This is a genomic window from Maricaulis maris MCS10 (assembly GCF_000014745.1).
Lineage (GTDB): Bacteria > Pseudomonadota > Alphaproteobacteria > Caulobacterales > Maricaulaceae > Maricaulis > Maricaulis maris_A.
Map to the genome: position 1 here is coordinate 1,491,968 of NC_008347.1, position 16,770 is coordinate 1,508,737.

The 16,770-nt window shown below is 62.6% G+C and carries 16 protein-coding genes; 15 read left to right on the forward strand and 1 reads right to left on the reverse strand.

All coding sequences use genetic code 11. From position 1 onward, the window contains the following. The first annotated feature begins 1 nt into the window (after nt 1). The 12 genes from nuoH to MMAR10_RS07135 are packed head-to-tail and all read left to right on the forward strand — an operon-like array spanning nt 2 to nt 11,638. Nucleotides 2–1,072 carry an NADH-quinone oxidoreductase subunit NuoH gene (gene nuoH, locus MMAR10_RS07080; protein WP_011643301.1) on the forward strand — a complete coding sequence of 357 codons (1,071 nt, stop codon included), beginning with the start codon at nt 2–4 and terminating at the stop codon, nt 1,070–1,072. Nucleotides 1,073–1,075: 3 nt separating this feature from the next. Then, nucleotides 1,076–1,564: an NADH-quinone oxidoreductase subunit NuoI gene (gene nuoI, locus MMAR10_RS07085; RefSeq protein ID WP_011643302.1), complete on the forward strand. Its 489-nt coding sequence runs from the start codon at nt 1,076–1,078 to the stop codon at nt 1,562–1,564. 47 nt (nt 1,565–1,611) lie between these two features. Continuing rightward, complete coding sequence (locus MMAR10_RS07090) at nt 1,612–2,223, forward strand: NADH-quinone oxidoreductase subunit J (protein ID WP_011643303.1); 612 nt, start codon at nt 1,612–1,614, stop codon at nt 2,221–2,223. Continuing rightward, complete coding sequence (gene nuoK / locus MMAR10_RS07095) at nt 2,223–2,531, forward strand: NADH-quinone oxidoreductase subunit NuoK (protein WP_041636856.1); 309 nt, start codon at nt 2,223–2,225, stop codon at nt 2,529–2,531. Before MMAR10_RS07090 ends, nuoK begins: the two co-directional genes overlap by 1 nt. 6 nt (nt 2,532–2,537) lie before the next feature. Beyond that, a complete protein-coding gene (nuoL, locus tag MMAR10_RS07100) occupies nt 2,538–4,676 on the forward strand; it encodes an NADH-quinone oxidoreductase subunit L (protein ID WP_011643305.1) in 2,139 nt (712 codons plus the stop codon). Continuing rightward, the gene (locus MMAR10_RS07105) at nt 4,677–6,191 is read left to right on the forward strand and encodes an NADH-quinone oxidoreductase subunit M (protein WP_011643306.1); all 1,515 of its coding nucleotides are present in this window, start codon (nt 4,677–4,679) and stop codon (nt 6,189–6,191) included. It begins immediately after the preceding gene. A gap of 12 nt (nt 6,192–6,203) precedes the next feature. After that, entirely contained in the window at nt 6,204–7,646 is a 1,443-nt protein-coding gene (gene nuoN, locus MMAR10_RS07110; protein ID WP_011643307.1) for an NADH-quinone oxidoreductase subunit NuoN, read from the forward strand. A 10-nt stretch (nt 7,647–7,656) separates the two neighbouring features. Next, a complete protein-coding gene (locus tag MMAR10_RS07115; protein ID WP_011643308.1) occupies nt 7,657–8,406 on the forward strand; it encodes a biotin--[acetyl-CoA-carboxylase] ligase in 750 nt (249 codons plus the stop codon). 10 nt (nt 8,407–8,416) lie between these two features. After that, nucleotides 8,417–9,196, forward strand: a complete 780-nt coding sequence (locus tag MMAR10_RS07120) for a type III pantothenate kinase (protein WP_011643309.1) — start codon at nt 8,417–8,419, stop codon at nt 9,194–9,196. Between the two features lie 47 nt (nt 9,197–9,243). Then, on the forward strand, nt 9,244–10,863 hold the full coding sequence (locus MMAR10_RS07125; protein WP_083759616.1) for a ribonuclease J: 1,620 nt from the start codon (nt 9,244–9,246) through the stop codon (nt 10,861–10,863). Between the two features lie 17 nt (nt 10,864–10,880). Then, nucleotides 10,881–11,300: a methylmalonyl-CoA epimerase gene (gene mce / locus MMAR10_RS07130; protein ID WP_011643311.1), complete on the forward strand. Its 420-nt coding sequence runs from the start codon at nt 10,881–10,883 to the stop codon at nt 11,298–11,300. Then, nucleotides 11,297–11,638: a DUF1467 family protein gene (locus MMAR10_RS07135; RefSeq protein WP_011643312.1), complete on the forward strand. Its 342-nt coding sequence runs from the start codon at nt 11,297–11,299 to the stop codon at nt 11,636–11,638. Before mce ends, MMAR10_RS07135 begins: the two co-directional genes overlap by 4 nt. A 7-nt stretch (nt 11,639–11,645) precedes the next feature. On the opposite strand, the gene MMAR10_RS07140 is transcribed toward MMAR10_RS07135, so the two are convergent. Next, nucleotides 11,646–12,113 (reverse strand): DUF1203 domain-containing protein, encoded by a 468-nt coding sequence (locus tag MMAR10_RS07140; RefSeq protein WP_041637404.1) that lies wholly within the window; start codon nt 12,111–12,113, stop codon nt 11,646–11,648. Between the two features lie 1,066 nt (nt 12,114–13,179). Here MMAR10_RS07140 and proS point away from each other — a divergent pair. Genes proS through MMAR10_RS07155 form a run of 3 tightly spaced genes read left to right on the forward strand, consistent with a single transcriptional unit; the run spans nt 13,180 to nt 16,520 of the window. Further along, nucleotides 13,180–14,514, forward strand: a complete 1,335-nt coding sequence (gene proS / locus MMAR10_RS07145) for a proline--tRNA ligase (protein ID WP_011643314.1) — start codon at nt 13,180–13,182, stop codon at nt 14,512–14,514. Next, on the forward strand, nt 14,507–15,838 hold the full coding sequence (locus MMAR10_RS07150; RefSeq protein WP_011643315.1) for a lipoprotein-releasing ABC transporter permease subunit: 1,332 nt from the start codon (nt 14,507–14,509) through the stop codon (nt 15,836–15,838). Before proS ends, MMAR10_RS07150 begins: the two co-directional genes overlap by 8 nt. Next, a complete protein-coding gene (locus tag MMAR10_RS07155) occupies nt 15,831–16,520 on the forward strand; it encodes an ABC transporter ATP-binding protein (protein ID WP_011643316.1) in 690 nt (229 codons plus the stop codon). Before MMAR10_RS07150 ends, MMAR10_RS07155 begins: the two co-directional genes overlap by 8 nt. Nucleotides 16,521–16,770: the final 250 nt, after the last annotated feature.

Genomic DNA, 16,770 nt, shown 5'->3' on the forward strand with positions numbered 1-16,770 from the left:
GATGACGGATTTCATCGAACAATTCGGTGTCTGGGGCGGGTTCGGCATTGCCGTTCTGCAGATCCTGGCCTTTGCCGTTGTCCTGCTGATTTCACTGGCCTTCCTGCTGCTGATGGACCGCAAGGTCTGGGCCGCCGTGCAGATGCGCAAGGGCCCGAACGTCGTTGGCGCCTTCGGCCTGCTGCAGTCCTTCGCCGACTTCTTCAAATTCGTGTTCAAGGAAATCGTGGTTCCGGCCGGGGCGGATCGTTCGCTCTACCTGCTGGCACCGCTGATCACCCTGATCCTCGCCTTCGTGACCTGGGCCGTCGTCCCGGCAGCGCCGGGCTGGGTGATTGCCGATCTCAATGTCGGCATTCTCTATTTGTTCGCCATGTCGTCCCTGGGTGTCTATGGCATCATCATCGGCGGCTGGGCCTCGAACTCGAAATATCCCTTCCTCGGCGCACTGCGCTCGGCGGCGCAGATGGTGTCCTATGAAGTCTCGATCGGCTTCATCATCGTCACGGTGCTGCTGTTCGCCGGCTCGATGAACCTGTCCGAGATCATCGAGATGCAGGGTGGCGGTTTCTGGAACTGGAATGTGCTGTCCTTCCACGCCTGGCCGATGCCGATGTTCCTGGTGATGATCCCGATGGCGGTGATCTTCTTCATCTCGGCCCTGGCCGAAACCAACCGTCCGCCGTTTGACCTTCCCGAAGCCGAGTCGGAACTGGTGGCGGGTTATCAGGTCGAATATTCCTCGACCCCGTATCTGCTGTTCATGGTCGGCGAGTATCTCAACATCGTGCTGATGTGCGCGATGACGGCGATCCTCTTTTTTGGCGGCTGGAATGACCCCTTCGGTCTGGACGTGTCCGGCTGGCCCTACCTGGCCTCGCACGCTTGGTATTTCTTCTGGTTCGCCGCCAAGATCGTCTTCTTCTTCTTCATGTTCGCGATGGTGAAGGCCCTGGTGCCGCGCTACCGCTACGACCAGCTGATGCGGTTGGGCTGGAAAATCTTCCTGCCCATCTCGCTCGCGGCAGTCGCCCTGGTCGGCGCCGCCGTCGTTTACGGACCTCAGGGGTAAGTCATGGGACGCATTCAACAAGCATTTCGCGGCGCGCTCCTGATGGACTTCTGGTCCGCATTCGGGCTCGGCATGCGCTATTTCTTCGCCAAGAAGGCGACGCTGAACTACCCGTTCGAAAAGGGTCCGCTCAGCCCGCGTTTCCGCGGCCAGCACGCCCTGCGCCGCTATGCCAATGGCGAGGAGCGCTGCATTGCCTGCAAGCTGTGCGAAGCCATCTGTCCGGCCCAGGCGATCACCATCGAGGCCGAGCCGCGCTCTGACGGCTCGCGCCGGACCACGCGCTACGACATCGACATGACCAAATGCATCTATTGCGGTTACTGCCAGGAGGCATGCCCGGTCGATGCAATCGTGGAAGGCCCGAATTTCGAATTCGCCGCCGAAACCCGCGAAGAACTTTTCTACGACAAGGCAAAACTGCTCGAGAACGGCGATCGCTGGGAACGGGAAATTGCCAAGAACCTGGAACTCGACGCGCCTTACCGCTGATGCGGTTGGGAGCGATTTTGGGACGCATTTGAGAGGACGAGGGCACCATGCTCGCTAACCTGGCTTTCTGGGCCTTTTCCGGAGTGGCGATTTTGTCGGCCTTGATGGTCGTCATTGCCCGCAACCCGGTGCGGTCGGTCTTGTTCCTGATCCTGGCCTTCTTCTCGGCGGCCGGGCTCTTCGTGCTGCTCGGCGCCGAATTCCTCGCCATGCTGCTGATCGTTGTCTATGTCGGCGCGGTCGCGGTCTTGTTCCTCTTCGTCGTGATGATGCTGGACGTCGATTTCACCGAGCTGAAACAGGGCTTTTTGAGCTATCTGCCACTGGGCGGTCTGGTCGCCATCATCCTGGCGGTCGAGCTGGGCATGATCGGCATGACCTGGCAGGCCTCCGAGCAGGCGATGGCGCTGCGCGATGCGGCCATTCCCGACGGGCTGACCAATGTCGAGGCGCTCGGCCTCGTGATCTATGACCAATATGTCTATTTTTTCCAGGCTGCGGGCCTGGTGCTGTTGGTCGCCATGATCGGCGCCATCGTGCTGACCCTGCGCCACAAGCCGGGCGTGCGCCGCCAGAGCGTTTCGGCCCAGGTCGCCCGCGACCGCAAGGACGCCGTGACCATGCATGATATCAAGCCGGGACAGGGGATTGGGGAATGATGGACGTCGGACTGGGACATTATCTCGCCGTCGCCGGTGTGCTCTTCACCATCGGTGTCTTCGGCATTTTCGTGAACCGCAAGAATGTCATCATCCTGTTGATGTCGGTCGAGCTGATCCTGCTCTCCGTCAATGTCAACCTGGTGGCCTTCTCGGCCTTCCTCGGCGATCTCGCCGGGCAGGTCTTCGCGCTTTTCGTCCTGACCGTGGCGGCCGCCGAGGCGGCGGTCGGTCTGGCCATTCTCGTCGTCTATTTCCGCAACCGGGGTGATATCTCGGTTGAGGGCGTCAACCTGATGAAGGGCTAGGGGATCATGGCACCCATTATCGTCTTCGGGCCGCTGATCGCTTCGGCCTTTGCCGGTCTTCTCGGCAATCATGTCGGCCACCGCGCGGCGCAGATCGTCACCACTTTCTTCGTGGTGCTGTCCTTCGTCCTGTCGGTGATCACCTTCTTTGACGTCACCTATGGCGGCAATGCCCAGACCATTCACCTCGCGACCTGGATGAGCGTTGGCGCGTTTGACGTCTCCTGGGCGATCAAGCTGGACAGCCTGTCCGCGGTGATGCTGGTCGTGGTGACCTCGGTCTCCTCGCTCGTGCACATTTATTCCTGGGGCTATATGGAGCACGACCCGCACAAGGCGCGCTTCTTCTCCTACCTGTCGCTCTTCACCTTCGCGATGCTGTCGCTGGTGACCGCCGACAACTTCCTTCAGCTCTTCTTCGGCTGGGAAGGCGTGGGGCTGGCCTCCTATCTGCTGATCGGCTTCTGGTACAAGAAGAAGTCGGCCAATGATGCGGCCATCAAGGCCTTCGTGACCAACCGGGTCGGCGATTTCGGCTTTGCCCTGGGCATCATGGCGATCTTCTACGTCTTTGGCTCTGTCAGCTTTGACGACGTCTTCGCCGGTGTCTCCGAGCATCGCGACACGGTGCTGGCCTTTGCCGGCATGGAGCTCAACGCGATCGAGCTGATTGCCTTCCTGCTGTTCATCGGCGCGATGGGCAAGTCGGCCCAGTTCTTCCTGCATGTCTGGCTGCCGGACGCGATGGAAGGCCCGACGCCGGTCTCCGCCCTGATCCATGCCGCCACCATGGTCACCGCCGGTGTCTTCCTGGTCTGCCGGGCTTTCCCGATCTTCCAGGACGCCGAAGCGGCCTCGGCCTTCGTCACCGTGATCGGTGCGACCACGGCATTGTTCGCAGCGACGGTCGGTGTGGCGCAGAACGACATCAAGCGCGTGGTCGCCTATTCGACCTGTTCGCAGCTTGGCTACATGTTCTTTGCTGCCGGTCTGGGCCTTTATGGCGCCGCCATGTTCCACCTGTTCACGCACGCCTTCTTCAAGGCGCTGTTATTCCTCGGCTCCGGCGCGGTGATCCACGGCGTTCATGACGAGCAGGACATGCGCAAGATGGGCGGCCTCTACAAGATGATGCCGATGACCTGGCTGATGATGCTCATCGGTACGGTCGCACTGACCGGCGTCGGCTTCTCCTTCGGGATGCTGGGCCTGTTGCCCTGGGATCTGGGCTTTGCCGGTTTCTTCTCGAAAGATGCGATCATCGAGGGGGCCTTCATGGCCGGCCGCGAAGGTGTCTTCTTCGGCATCCCGGCCTTCTGGATCGGCTGTGTCGCGGCGTTGTTGACCAGCTTCTACTCCTGGCGCCTGATCTTCATGACCTTCCACGGCACCTATCGCGGTCCCAAGGATGTGTATGACCACGCCCATGACCCCAAATTCGCCATGGCAATGCCGCTGGTGGTGCTGGCGGTGGGCGCGATCCTGGCCGGTGGCATTTTCAAGGCCGACTTCATCGGCGAGCGGGCGTCCGCCTTCTGGCATGACGCCATGCCGTCAGCTGCGCACGGCGAGGCCGTTGCCGGTGGTCATGGTGATGACCATGCTGAAGCCGGTGATCACGCGGTGGTCGATGATCATGCGGCGCAAGCCGGCCATGACGCGCCGCCGGCGCACGCGGCGGCGGATGACCATGCCGTGGTCGATGATCATGGTGAGGCCGGTGAGGGCGATCATGGCGGTGGTCATCATCCGCCGACCTGGGTCTTGCTGTCGCCCTTCTTTGCCACGCTGACCGGTTTCGGGCTCGCGATCTGGTTCTACCTGATCAATGAGGGCATGGGCGCCCGCATCGCCGCGCGCGGTGGTCCGCTCCATTCCTTCCTCTACAACAAGTGGTATGTCGACGAGATCTACCATTTCCTCTTCGTCCGCGGTGCCAAGGCACTCGGTGACCTGTTCTGGAAAATCGGTGATGTGAAGATCATCGACGGGCTGGGTCCCAATGGTGTGGCCGGCACGACGCTGGCCGCGGCGCGCCGCCTGGCCAAGGGCCAGTCCGGTTTCCTCTACCACTACGCATTCGTCATGCTGATCGGCGTCCTGGGCTTCACGCTCTGGATCATGATCGGGCAAGGGGGTCTTTAAATGTTCGGCGAATTTGAAGCCTTCCTGTCGATCCTGACGTTCGTTCCGGCGCTTGGCGCGCTGGTCATTGCGATCTTCCGGTTCACGGCCCGCTCAGAGGACCAGAGCCTGATCGACCGTAATTCGCGCTGGGTGGCCTGGCTGGCCACCATGGTGACGCTTGGCATGTCGGTTCTGCTTCTGGCCAATTTTGATGCCGAGGCGACCGGATTCCAGTTTGTCCACGAAGTGACCTGGCTCGAGCAGATTGGTCTGGGTTACCGGATGGGTGTTGACGGCCTGTCGATCCTGTTCGTCGTCCTGACCGCCTTCCTGATGCCGATCTGCATCATGGCGTCGGGCGCGATCAAGACCCGCGTCGCCGACTACATGATCGCCTTCCTGCTGCTGGAAACCATGGTCATCGGCGTGTTCTGCGCGCTCGACCTGGTGCTCTTCTACATCTTCTTCGAAGGCGGCCTGATCCCGATGTTCATCATCATCGGTGTCTGGGGCGGACAGAACCGCGTCTATGCGGCGTTCAAATTCTTCCTCTACACCCTGCTCGGCTCGGTGCTGATGCTGGTCGCCATGATCGTGATGTTCCTGCAGGCCGGCACGACCGATGTCACCGTTCTGCTGGAGACCGAGTTCGCCCGCAATGCCCAGATGTGGATGTGGCTGGCCTTCTTCGCCTCCTTCGCGGTGAAGATGCCGATGTGGCCGGTCCATACCTGGCTGCCCGATGCCCACGTGCAGGCGCCGACCGCTGGTTCGGTCATTCTGGCCGGCGTATTGTTGAAGCTGGGCGGCTATGGCTTCCTGCGCTTCTCCCTGCCGATGTTCCCGGAGGCGAGTGATTATTTCGCGCCAATGGTCTTCGTGCTGTCGATCATCGCCATCATCTACACCTCCCTGGTGGCTTTCCGGCAGACCGATATCAAGAAGCTGATCGCCTACTCCTCGGTCGCCCATATGGGCTTCGTGACCATGGGCCTGTTCGCGATGAATGAGACCGGTGTGCAGGGCGCGATCTTCCAGATGATCTCGCACGGCGTGATCTCCGGTGCGCTCTTCCTGTGTGTCGGCGTCATCTATGACCGCATGCACACCCGCGAGATCGCCTTCTATGGCGGGCTGGTTCACAGGATGCCGGTTTTCGCGGCGATCTTCGGCCTGTTTGCCATGGCCAATGTCGGACTGCCGGGCACCTCCGGCTTTGTCGGTGAGATCATGACCATGGTCGGCGCCTTCCAGGTCAGCTGGTGGATTGCCACCGGCGCCGCGGTCGGTGTGATCCTGTCGGCCATGTACATGCTGACCGTCTATCGCGATGTCGTGTTCGGCGAGATCACCAATCCCAAGCTCGAGACCATTACCGATCTCAACCGGATGGAGTGGCTGATCTTCATCCCCTTGATCATCGGTACGCTGCTGCTCGGCGTGTTCTCGACCCTGATCACGGATGTCACCGCAACCGCGGTTGATCATCTGCTTTCCAATTATGATGCGGCGCTTGCCGCATCGGCCCAGTAGGAGAAGCCAGCCATGACGGCGGACATGCTTTCCCACGACCTGTCGCTTCTCATTCCCGAGCTGGTGCTGGCCGGCGGCGCCATGGCGCTGCTGATGCTGGGCGTCTTCCTCAAGGGCGACGGGACCGAGAAACTGGTCCAGTGGCTGACCGTTGGCCTGCTGGCCGCGGCGGCACTGGCGGCGCTCTTCCTGGTGAGCGGTGAGGGCATGGCCTTCAATGACAGCTTCGTCTTTGACAGCCTGGCGCGTTTCTCCAAGACCGCCATCGGCCTTGTCGCGGCGATCGCCATGCTGCTGGCCATGCCGTATCTGCAGGCCGAGAAGCTGGGCAAGATCGAGTATCCGGTCCTGGTCGTGCTGGCTGTGACCGGCATGATGATGATGGTGTCGGCCAATGACCTGATTGCCATGTATATGGGCATCGAGCTGCAATCGCTGGCGCTGTACGTGCTCGCCGCCTTCAATCGCGACAGCCTGCGGGCGTCCGAGGCGGGGCTGAAATATTTCGTGCTCGGCGCGCTGTCCTCCGGCCTGCTGCTCTATGGTGCCTCGCTGGTCTATGGTTTCGCCGGCTCGACCGGTTTTGGCGACATCGCCCTGGCCGTCGAAAGCGGCAGCAATATCGGCCTCACCGTCGGCCTCGTCTTCGTGATCTGTGGTCTGGCCTTCAAGGTCTCGGCCGCGCCCTTCCACATGTGGACCCCGGACGTCTATGAAGGCGCGCCGACACCGGTCACCGCCTTCTTCGCAACGGCGCCGAAATTTGCCGCCATCGTGCTTTTGGCCCGCGTGCTCATGGAACCCTTCGGGGCTGTGGTCGACCAGTGGCGGGACGTGATCTGGATGATCGCGGTCCTGTCTATGGCTGTCGGTGCCTTCGGCGCCCTGACCCAGCAGAACATCAAGCGTCTGATGGCTTACTCGTCGATCAGCAATATGGGCTATGCCCTGGTTGCCGTAGCAGCGGCCAGCCAGACCGGCCTGTGGGCGCTGCTGGTCTTCATGGTGCTCTACATGGTCGGGGCCATCGGGTCCTTTGCCACCATCCTGTCGATGCGGACACGTGAGGGCATGGTCGAGCAGATTTCCGATCTCGCCGGTCTCGCCCAGCGCAATCCCGGCCTCGGCTGGTCGATGACCGCCCTGATGTTCTCGATCGGTGGCCTGCCTTTCATGGTCGGCTTTTTCGGCAAATTCTTCGTGATCTATGCCGCCGTGCAGGCCGATCTGATGATCCTCGCGGTCCTCGCCGTCCTGTTCTCTGTCGTGGGTGCGGCCTATTATCTGCGCATCGTGAAAGTGATCTGGTTCGACAGCTCGGAGATCGAGTTCGTACCGTCTGCGGTTTCGACTTACTGGATTGCCCGGATTGCCGGCCTGGCGACGGTGTTGCTGTTGCCCGTGCTCGGCTGGCTGGTCTTCCGCGCCTATTCGGTCGGGCTGGCGCTGCTCTAGCGCCATAGCCTTGGCACAGACCCAGCCCCAGCCTCGTATCGAGTGGATCGAGGAAACAAGCTCGACCAATGCCGATATCCGGGAGCGGGCCCTGGCCGGTGAGCGTGGCCCGTTATGGCTGGCCGCTCGCCGCCAGACCGCGGGCCGTGGCCGGCGCGGGCGGGTCTGGAGCGGGCTGACCGGTAATCTTTTCACGACCGGCCTGTACACGCTGCAATCTGATCCCGGCCGGGCGGCCGAGTTGTCCTTCGCCGCTGCCCTGGCCGTTGCGGCGGTCTGCGACAGCGCCACGCGGGACCCGTCGGTGACGCGCCTGAAATGGCCCAATGACGCGCTCGTGCATGGCCGCAAGGTGGCGGGCATCCTGCTCGAGAGCGGTCCGGCGCCCGAGGGCGGTCTGTGGCTGGCGGTCGGCATCGGCATCAATCTGGCTGCTGCACCTGACGATGTTGAGCGTCCGGCGACGTCGCTGGACCGGCATGGCGCAACCCTGTCGCCCGACGCCGCACTCGAGACCCTGGTGAACGCCTTCGAGCGTGAGCGTCAGGCCTGGCAATTGGGCGGCTTCGGTCCGATCCGCGATCGCTGGCTGACCCGGGCCCACGGGCTTGGCCAGCCCTGCGAAGCACGGCTCGAGGGCGAGACAGTCAAGGGCGTCTTTGCGGACCTCGGGCCCGATGGCGCGCTGCGACTGGACTTGGTTGGCGGCGGTCGCCGGTATATCTCCGCAGGAGACGTGTTTTTCCCGGATGCGGGATGAAAGGAAACCCATGCTGCTCGCGATCGATTGCGGCAACACCAATACACTGTTTGCCATTCATGACGGCAATGACTGGGTCGCCCAATGGCGTTCGGGAACCGATTCGACCCGGACCGCTGACGAACATGCGGTCTGGCTGTCCCAGCTCATGGGCTTGCAAGGGCGCAGCTTTGCCGACATCACCGCCTGCGTGATCTCGACGGTGGTGCCGCAGGCCCTGTTCAACCTGCGAAACCTGTCGCGTCGCTATTTCAAGGCCGAGCCGGTGATCGTCGGTGAGCCGGGCGTCCGCATGGACATCGAGGTCCGCCTGGACCGTCCGCAGGATGCCGGTGCTGACCGCCTGGTGAACGCACTCGGCGCCCGCGCGGTCTATGACGGCGCCCTGATCATCATCGACAGCGGCACGGCGACGACGTTCGATGTGATCGCGGCAGATGGCGCCTTTGAAGGCGGGATCATTGCCCCGGGCATCAACCTGTCCATGCAGGCCCTGCATGGCGCCGCGGCCAAGCTGCCGCGTGTCGCCATTGCCAAACCGGCGCGTGTGATGGGCAAGGATACGGTGTCGGCCATGCAGTCCGGCGTGTTCTGGGGCTATATCGACCTGATTGACGGGCTGGTCCAGCGGCTCAAGAGCGAGTACGCCCAACCCATGACCGTGGTTGCGACCGGCGGGGTCGTCTCGCTGTTTGACGGCGCCTCGAAGGCGATCGACCACTATGACGCGGATCTGACCATTCGCGGTCTTCTTGAAGTCTGGAAACTCAATGGCGGTGCCGATACGTGACCGATAGCCTCTACTTCCTGCCGCTTGGCGGATCCGATGAAATCGGCATGAATCTCAATCTCTACGGCTACGGGCCGGAGGGAAAACAAAAATGGATCATCGTCGATTGCGGGGTCACTTTCGGCGATCTGACGACGCCGGGTGTCGACCTGATCATGCCTGATCCGCGCTTCATCGAAGAGCGGCGCGACGACCTGATCGGCATGGTGCTGACCCATGCGCACGAGGATCACATGGGCGCTGTTGCCCATTTGTGGCGCCGCCTGCGCTGTCCGATCTGGGCGACCCCCTTCACCGCCTGGCTGGTCCGTGACCGGCTGCGTGAGTACGGGCTTCTCGACGAGGTCGAGCTGCACGAGATGGCGCTGGATTGCCGCTTTGATCTGGGACCCTTCAACCTGCAATTGGTGACGCTGACCCACTCCATTCCCGAACCCAATGGCATCGCCATCCGCACGCCGGCCGGAATGGTGCTGCACACCGGCGACTGGAAGATCGACCCGGCGCCGATGATTGGCGAGGCGACTGATATCGACGCGCTGACCGCAATCGGCAATGAAGGCGTGCTGGCCATGGTCTGCGACAGCACGAATGTGTTCTCGCCGGGCGAGAGCGGTTCGGAAGGCGATGTCCGGGAAGAGCTGATCAAGGTCGTCGGCGAGTGCAAGACCGGCAAGGTGGCGATCGCGTCGTTCGCCTCCAATGTCGCGCGACTGCAATCCTCCATCGAGGCCGCCGAGGCCAATGGCCGCCGCGTCTGTCTGGTGGGCCGCTCGATGCACCGCATGACGGCTGCCGCCAAGGCTGTCGGCATGTTGAAGCATGTGAAGGATTTCGTCAGCGAAGAAGAGGCGTCGTCCTTCCCGGCCTCCAAGATTCTCTACCTGTGCACCGGATCACAAGGTGAGCCGCGCGCCGCCCTGTCACGCATCGCGGCGGGCAATCACCGCAATGTCTCGCTGAGCAGGGACGACACCGTCATTTTCTCGAGCCGTGTCATTCCGGGCAATGAGCTGGGAATTTTCGAGCTGCAGAACCAGCTGGCCGAGCGTGGTGTTCATATCATCACCGAGAAGACCCGGCCGATCCATGTCTCCGGCCATCCCTGCCGCGACGAGCTGGCGCAGATGTATGCCTGGGCCAAGCCGAGTGTGGCCATCCCCGTGCACGGCGAGCGCCGTCACCTGCTCGAGCATGCCGATTTTGCCCGTGAGCTGCAGGTGCCGCATTCGGTCTCCGTGCGCAATGGCGACATGGTGCAGATACGCTCCGACGGCACCGCCTCGATTGTCGACGAGGCGCCGGCCAGCCGGCTGCATGTTGATGGCAATTTCATCGTCGATGCCGACGCCGCCTCGATGCGCGAGCGCCGCAAGCTGGCCCATGCCGGTCAGGTGACCCTGTCGATGGCGGTCAGCGAGAAGGGCGAGATTGTCTCGGGCCCGGAAGTGCGCCTGCAGGGTGTGCCGGAAGACGACAACATGTCCCTCGATGATTTCGCCGACGCCATGGCCGACGAGGCCGAACGTGCCTTCGACCGCCTGTCCAAGCGCGACCGCCGCGATGTCGAGCGGGCCGAGGAAGAAGTCCGCCGCGCGGTCCGCCGCGAGGCCAACCGCATCTGGGGCAAGAAGCCCTGGGTCGAGATCATGATGCTGGAAGTCTGAAACCGGGAGATAACCCCATGAAGATCGGACGTTTGAACCATGTCGGCGTGGCCGTTCCCGATATCGAGGCGGCCAAAAAGACCTATGCCGCGCTCTATGGCGCGACCCAAGCGACCGAGACCAAGGATTTCCCTCATCTGGGTGTACGGGTCGCCTTTGTCCATCTCGACAATTCCGAGATCGAATTGATCGAGCCGTGCGGTGAGGCCAGCCCGATCCACAAATTCCTCGAGCGCAATCCCAAGGGCGGCCAGCACCATATCTGTTTTGAAGTGCCCGACATCATCGCTGCACGCGACGCCATGCGCGAGCGTGGCGCGACAGTGCTGGGTACGGGCGAACCCTATATCGGCGCCCATTGCGTGCCGGTGATCTTCGTTCACCCCAAGGACAGCCATGGCCAGCTGATCGAATTGATGCAGGAGCCAGCCCGATGACCCGCTTCCTGCCGTACCTGCCAGTCGCCCTGGCTGCCATATTCTGGCTGAAGGGCTTTTTCGTCCGGGATGGCGGTGTCGGAATCGTCAACGGGCTGGTCGTCTTCCTGATCGTCTGGTGGCTGTTCTTCTTCACCATGCTGCCGATCGGCGTGCGTTCGCAGGAGGAGGCCGGCGATGTGGTGGCCGGTTCCGAGCCCGGCGCACCACAAGCGCCCAATCTGAAGCGCAAGATGTGGTGGACCACCATCGCCACCTCGATTGTCTGGATCGCCTATTTCCTGATCACCGAGAGCGGTGTGATGGAGCAATTCATGCCGCAAAGCCTGTTCAGCTAGGCAGCGGTCAATCGCGCTCCACACGCGCCGCGAAACAGCCATGGGCGGCGTTGTGCACGTCCACATGGGCGACGTCCTTGCGGGCGAGGGCGGCCTCGATATTGGACGTCGGGTCACCGCTCAGGGCGAGATCGGCTCCGACCAGCATGCCTTCCGCATCAAACAGGCGCAGCGCCAGCGGCCGTCCTTTCATCACCGGCGGGATGTCATCGTGAAAGCGGGCGGTTTCGACGGCCGTCTCGCGCACAAAGATCGCATAACTGCTGCGATAGGGCGTGTCGGCCGCGTGGCTGACATGATTGAGCAGGAGCAGTGTCTCGCCCGGCTCGGCGTCTTCCAGCGTGATGCGGCAGGGATAGCCGGGCTTGGCGGTCGCGGTGTGGCGAATGATGCCGTGCTCGGCCAGTTCTGTGTCGCTCATGCCGAAATAGGGTGTGAAGGCGTCCGGCGCGAGCCCGCTGATGGTGAAGGCCATGGGTGTCTCCTCGAGATTGCAGGCTGCACCCTGGCGCGCCTGAATCGAGGCCGCCACCCGATCCTTGCTGTCGCCTGCGGCATGCGCCTTTGTCTTCGCGCGCCAGGGCGCCGAAGTGTGGGAGGGAACGGGATGTCGGCGGACACCGGGGTGTCCTGTTGGTAGTCTGCGGTGTCCGTGATGTCCTCGACATCCCGTTCTCGGAGATTTCCCGGACGCTCTCGCCCCCGATTCCAATGCGGCAGGTAGATGGGGTCGGTCGTTTAGTGCCCCGCGACCTGGTCGCACGCCCTGCCGGAGCTTTGGAATGTCACATCCAACGCGCGGACAGGCTCCGCTCGCTTCCGGGCACAAGTGACTGAGCTCGTGCCTCCCGTCCCGAAAACCGAGGGCATTATGTGCTGGCGGTCTAGGGGGGAGGATAAGTTTTCTTCAAACACCCGCTCCACACACCGTCATCCCGGCGAAGGCCGGGACCCAGCCTGCGACGCAAGCTATTGCCAAGCCTGGCGAAATCGAGTGTGCGAGACTGGGTCCTGACTTTCGCCAGGATGACGGTGTGTGGGGTGCACAGCGGGGATAAAGGCACAAAACCTTGTCATCCCGGACATATGCCCGGCCTCGAGCCGGGCGGCGATCCGGGACCCATTATCGCGAAAGCTGGCCGCACCGGGCGTATGGGTCCCGGGTCTTCGCCCTGATCAAGTCAGGGCTTCGTCCGGGATGACAGGCGTGCATCGGCGTCGGACAGCCCTTTCAAACCAAACCCGTCGGTCCCGGATGGCGCTGTGCGCCTGCGGGGCAAATGATGAGGAGGGTGAGGGGTAAATCCCGGTGACCGCAGGAGAAATCCCCCTCATCCGGCCTCCGGCCACCTTCTCCCAGGGGAGAAGGAAAGCAGCGCGCAACGGGGATAGGCCCCCGCTTTCCGGCGCGGGAGATGCAAATCCGGACCTGGTCAGCCAGTCTGCCGCGCAGTCTCTGCACCCCGACATCGCTGCCGCCTTGTATTACGGCGCTCACCCGGTCTAATGGGCGTCACACTCTTACCCACCGGAATCGCCCCATGCGCCTGTCCCGTTATTTCCTGCCCGTCCTCAAGGAAACCCCGTCCGATGCCGAGATTGTCTCGCACCAGCTGATGCTGCGTGCCGGCATGATCAAACAGGAGGCCGCCGGCATTTATGCCTGGTTGCCGCTGGGCCATCGGGTGCTTCGCAAGATCGAGCAGATCGTGCGCGAGGAACAGGACCGGGCCGGCGCGGTCGAACTGTTGATGCCGACCATCCAGTCCGCTGATCTGTGGCGCGAGAGCGGGCGCTATGATGATTATGGGGACGAGATGCTGCGCATCACCGACCGCCATGATCGCGACATGCTGTTCGGGCCGACCAATGAGGAGATGATCACCGACATCTTTCGGTCCTATTGCAAGTCCTACAAGGACGTCCCCAAGCTCCTCTATCATATCCAGTGGAAATTCCGCGATGAGCGCCGGCCCCGTTTCGGAGTCATGCGCGGACGCGAATTCCTGATGAAGGATGCCTATTCCTTCGATGTCGACGAGGCGGCGGCGCGGCGCTCCTACAACCGCATGTTCGTGGCCTATCTCAACACTTTCGCGCGGCTTGGGCTGAAGGCCGTGCCGATGCAGGCCGATACCGGTCCGATCGGCGGCGATCTCAGCCATGAATTCATCGTCTTGGCCGAGACCGGCGAGAGCGAGGTCTTCTGCCATGCCGATCTCGTCGAGATGGGCGCGCCGGGCCTCGATGTTGATTTCGACGGCGATCTGCAGCCGCTGGTCGACCAGCGTACGGCGCTCTATGCCGCGACCGAGGAAATGCACCAGCCCGAAGAATTCGCCGCCGTGCCGGCCGACCGCCAATTGTCGGCCCGCGGTATCGAGGTCGGTCATATCTTCAATTTCGGCACCAAATATTCCGAGCCGATGAAGGCCACGGTCCAGCACCAGGACGGTCAGCCGCGCCCGGTCCATATGGGCTCCTACGGTGTTGGTGTGTCGCGTCTGCTGGGCGCGATCATCGAAGCACATCATGACGAGAAGGGCTGTATCTGGCCGGAAAGCGTCGCCCCCTTCGGAGCGGGCATCATCAATATGCGTGTCGGCGATGAGGCCTGTGATGCGGCCTGTGAGACCGCTTACCAGGGATTGGTGAAGGCCGGTCTCGACCCGCTCTATGACGATACCGACAGCCGCGCCGGCGCCAAATTCGCCACCGCCGACCTGATCGGACTGCCCTACCAGCTTGTGGTCGGGCCGCGTGGTCTGAAAGAGGGCAAGATCGAACTGAAAGTCCGCCGCACGGGTGAGACCCACGAAATGTCGCCCGAGGATGCGGTCAGCCGGCTCGCCGAAGGGGCGTTCAGCGATGTCTGAGGCGGCTGGCGGGACGGGTGTTGGTGAAGGCGGCGGCGCACGGCCGTTCAGCCCCTATGAATTCCTGCTCGCCTTTCGCTATCTGCGCTCGCGCCGCAAGCATGGCGGCGTTGCCCTGATTGCCTGGATATCCTTTGGCGGGATTGCGCTGGCAGTGACCGGCCTGATCGCCGTCATGTCGATCATGAACGGGTTTCGTGCCGAGCTGTTCAGCCAACTTCTCGGCTTTCAGCCGCATGTCTATGTCGATACACGGGAAATGCCCGCTGATGATGTCGACCGCCTTCTGCTCGAAATCGAAGCAATGACGGGCGTGACCAGCGCTGATCCGGTCATATCCGGTCAGGTCATGGCGACCTCGGACCGCTATGAAACCTTCCTCCAGGTCCTTGCCGTACGGCCGCAGGATCTCGCCGAAATGGATGTCATCCGCTCCGGCGAGGACCCTCGCAGCCGAACCGGGCTGACCCATGGCGACCTCTCGGAATTCGGAACGGGCCGCAATGGCGGCGATGTCATCGTGCTGGGCACCGGCGTGGCCCGTCGTCTCGGCGTCAATGTCGGCGACCGGGTGACTTTCCTGTCGGCCCGCGCCGCGCCGTCGGCTTTCGGGGCCCGGCCTCAGCAAAAAGCCTATTATGTCGGTGCCATCCTGGCCGCCGGCGTCTCCACCATTGATGACAGCCTGGCCTATATGCCGCTGGAGCAGGGGCAGTTGTTCTTCGTGCGGGGTGATGATGTGGACCTGATCCAGGTGCGTCTCGACGACGCCGAGCAGGCGCCGCTCTATGTAGATCCCGTGCGCGCGATCGCCGGACCCAATGCCGCCGTCTACGACTATACAAGGCTCGATCCGGCCTTTTTCAACGCGCTGCAATTCGAGCGCACGGCGATGCGGCTGATCCTGTCGATCGTTGTGGCGATCGCCGCGATGAACATCATTTCCGGCCTGGTCATGCTGGTGAAGAACAAGTCCCGCGACATTGCCATCCTGCGGACCATGGGCGCGACCCAGGCCTCGATCATGCGGGTCTTCCTGATCGTCGGCGCCAGCATCGGCATGGCCGGAACCCTGGCCGGCCTCACCCTGGGCATCCTGTTCGTGATGAATATCGGCCCCATCCAGGACTTCATCACCTGGACGACCGGCGCCCAGGTCTGGGATCCAAGCGTCTATTATCTCTATCGCATTCCCGCCAAGATGGATTGGGGCGAGGTCGGTTTCATCTCGATCTTCGGCCTTGTGGTGTCGCTGCTTGTCACCCTGCCACCAGCCTGGCGAGCGGCCCGTCTCGATCCGGTGGAGGCGCTGCGCTATGAGTGATTTCGTCCTCGAACTCGACGCCATCGAACGCACCTATGTGACCGAGGCCGGCGAGCTGCCCGTGCTGCGCGGCGCCAGCCTGTCGCTGGCACCGGGCGAGATTGTCGGGCTTGTCGGACCGTCCGGCTCCGGCAAGTCCTCCTTGCTGCATGCGGCCGGATTGCTGGAGCGTCCCGATGCCGGCGAAGTGCGGGTGAGGGGACAGGCGACGCGTGATCTGGATGATCGGGCACGCACCGCCATCCGCCGCCGCGATATCGGTTTCGTCTACCAATTCCACCATCTGCTGCCGGAATTCGACGCGTTGGAAAACATCGTCCTGCCGCAGCTGATCGCCGGCGTTCCGTCCGCCAGGGCCCGTCAGCGCGCCGAAGAATTGCTGACCCGGCTGGGTCTGGCCGAGCGCCTGCTCCATCAGCCCTCTCAATTGTCCGGCGGGGAACAGCAGCGCGTCGCAATTGCCCGGGCGCTGGCCAATGCGCCGCATGTGCTGCTGGCCGACGAACCGACCGGAAATCTCGATCCGGATACCTCCGACACGGTGTTCGCCGCTTTCCGCGATACCGTCCGGGCCGAGGGCGCTGCGGCGCTCGTGGCGACCCATAACCACGAATTGGCCGGGCGGATGGACCGCATCCTGACCTTCGCGGACGGGCATCTGACGCCCTATGTCCCTGCCTGAGCAAGGCACTTTCACCGAATGGAACAAAATTGGAACAAATCTCTTGACGTCTTGATTGTCGCCAAATAGAACAAAGCACGAACATTGTTGTTGGGGAGATAGCCATGCGCCGCGTTGTTCAAGATGTTTCTGCCGCCACTGCTGTTCTGGGTTTCGCCTGGATGATCGCGATGTGGGGATCGGTTCTCGGCGCTGCCTGAACCGTCTATGCTGGCCCGGCTGACTCGGAGCGCGCTGGCAGGTGCTGATC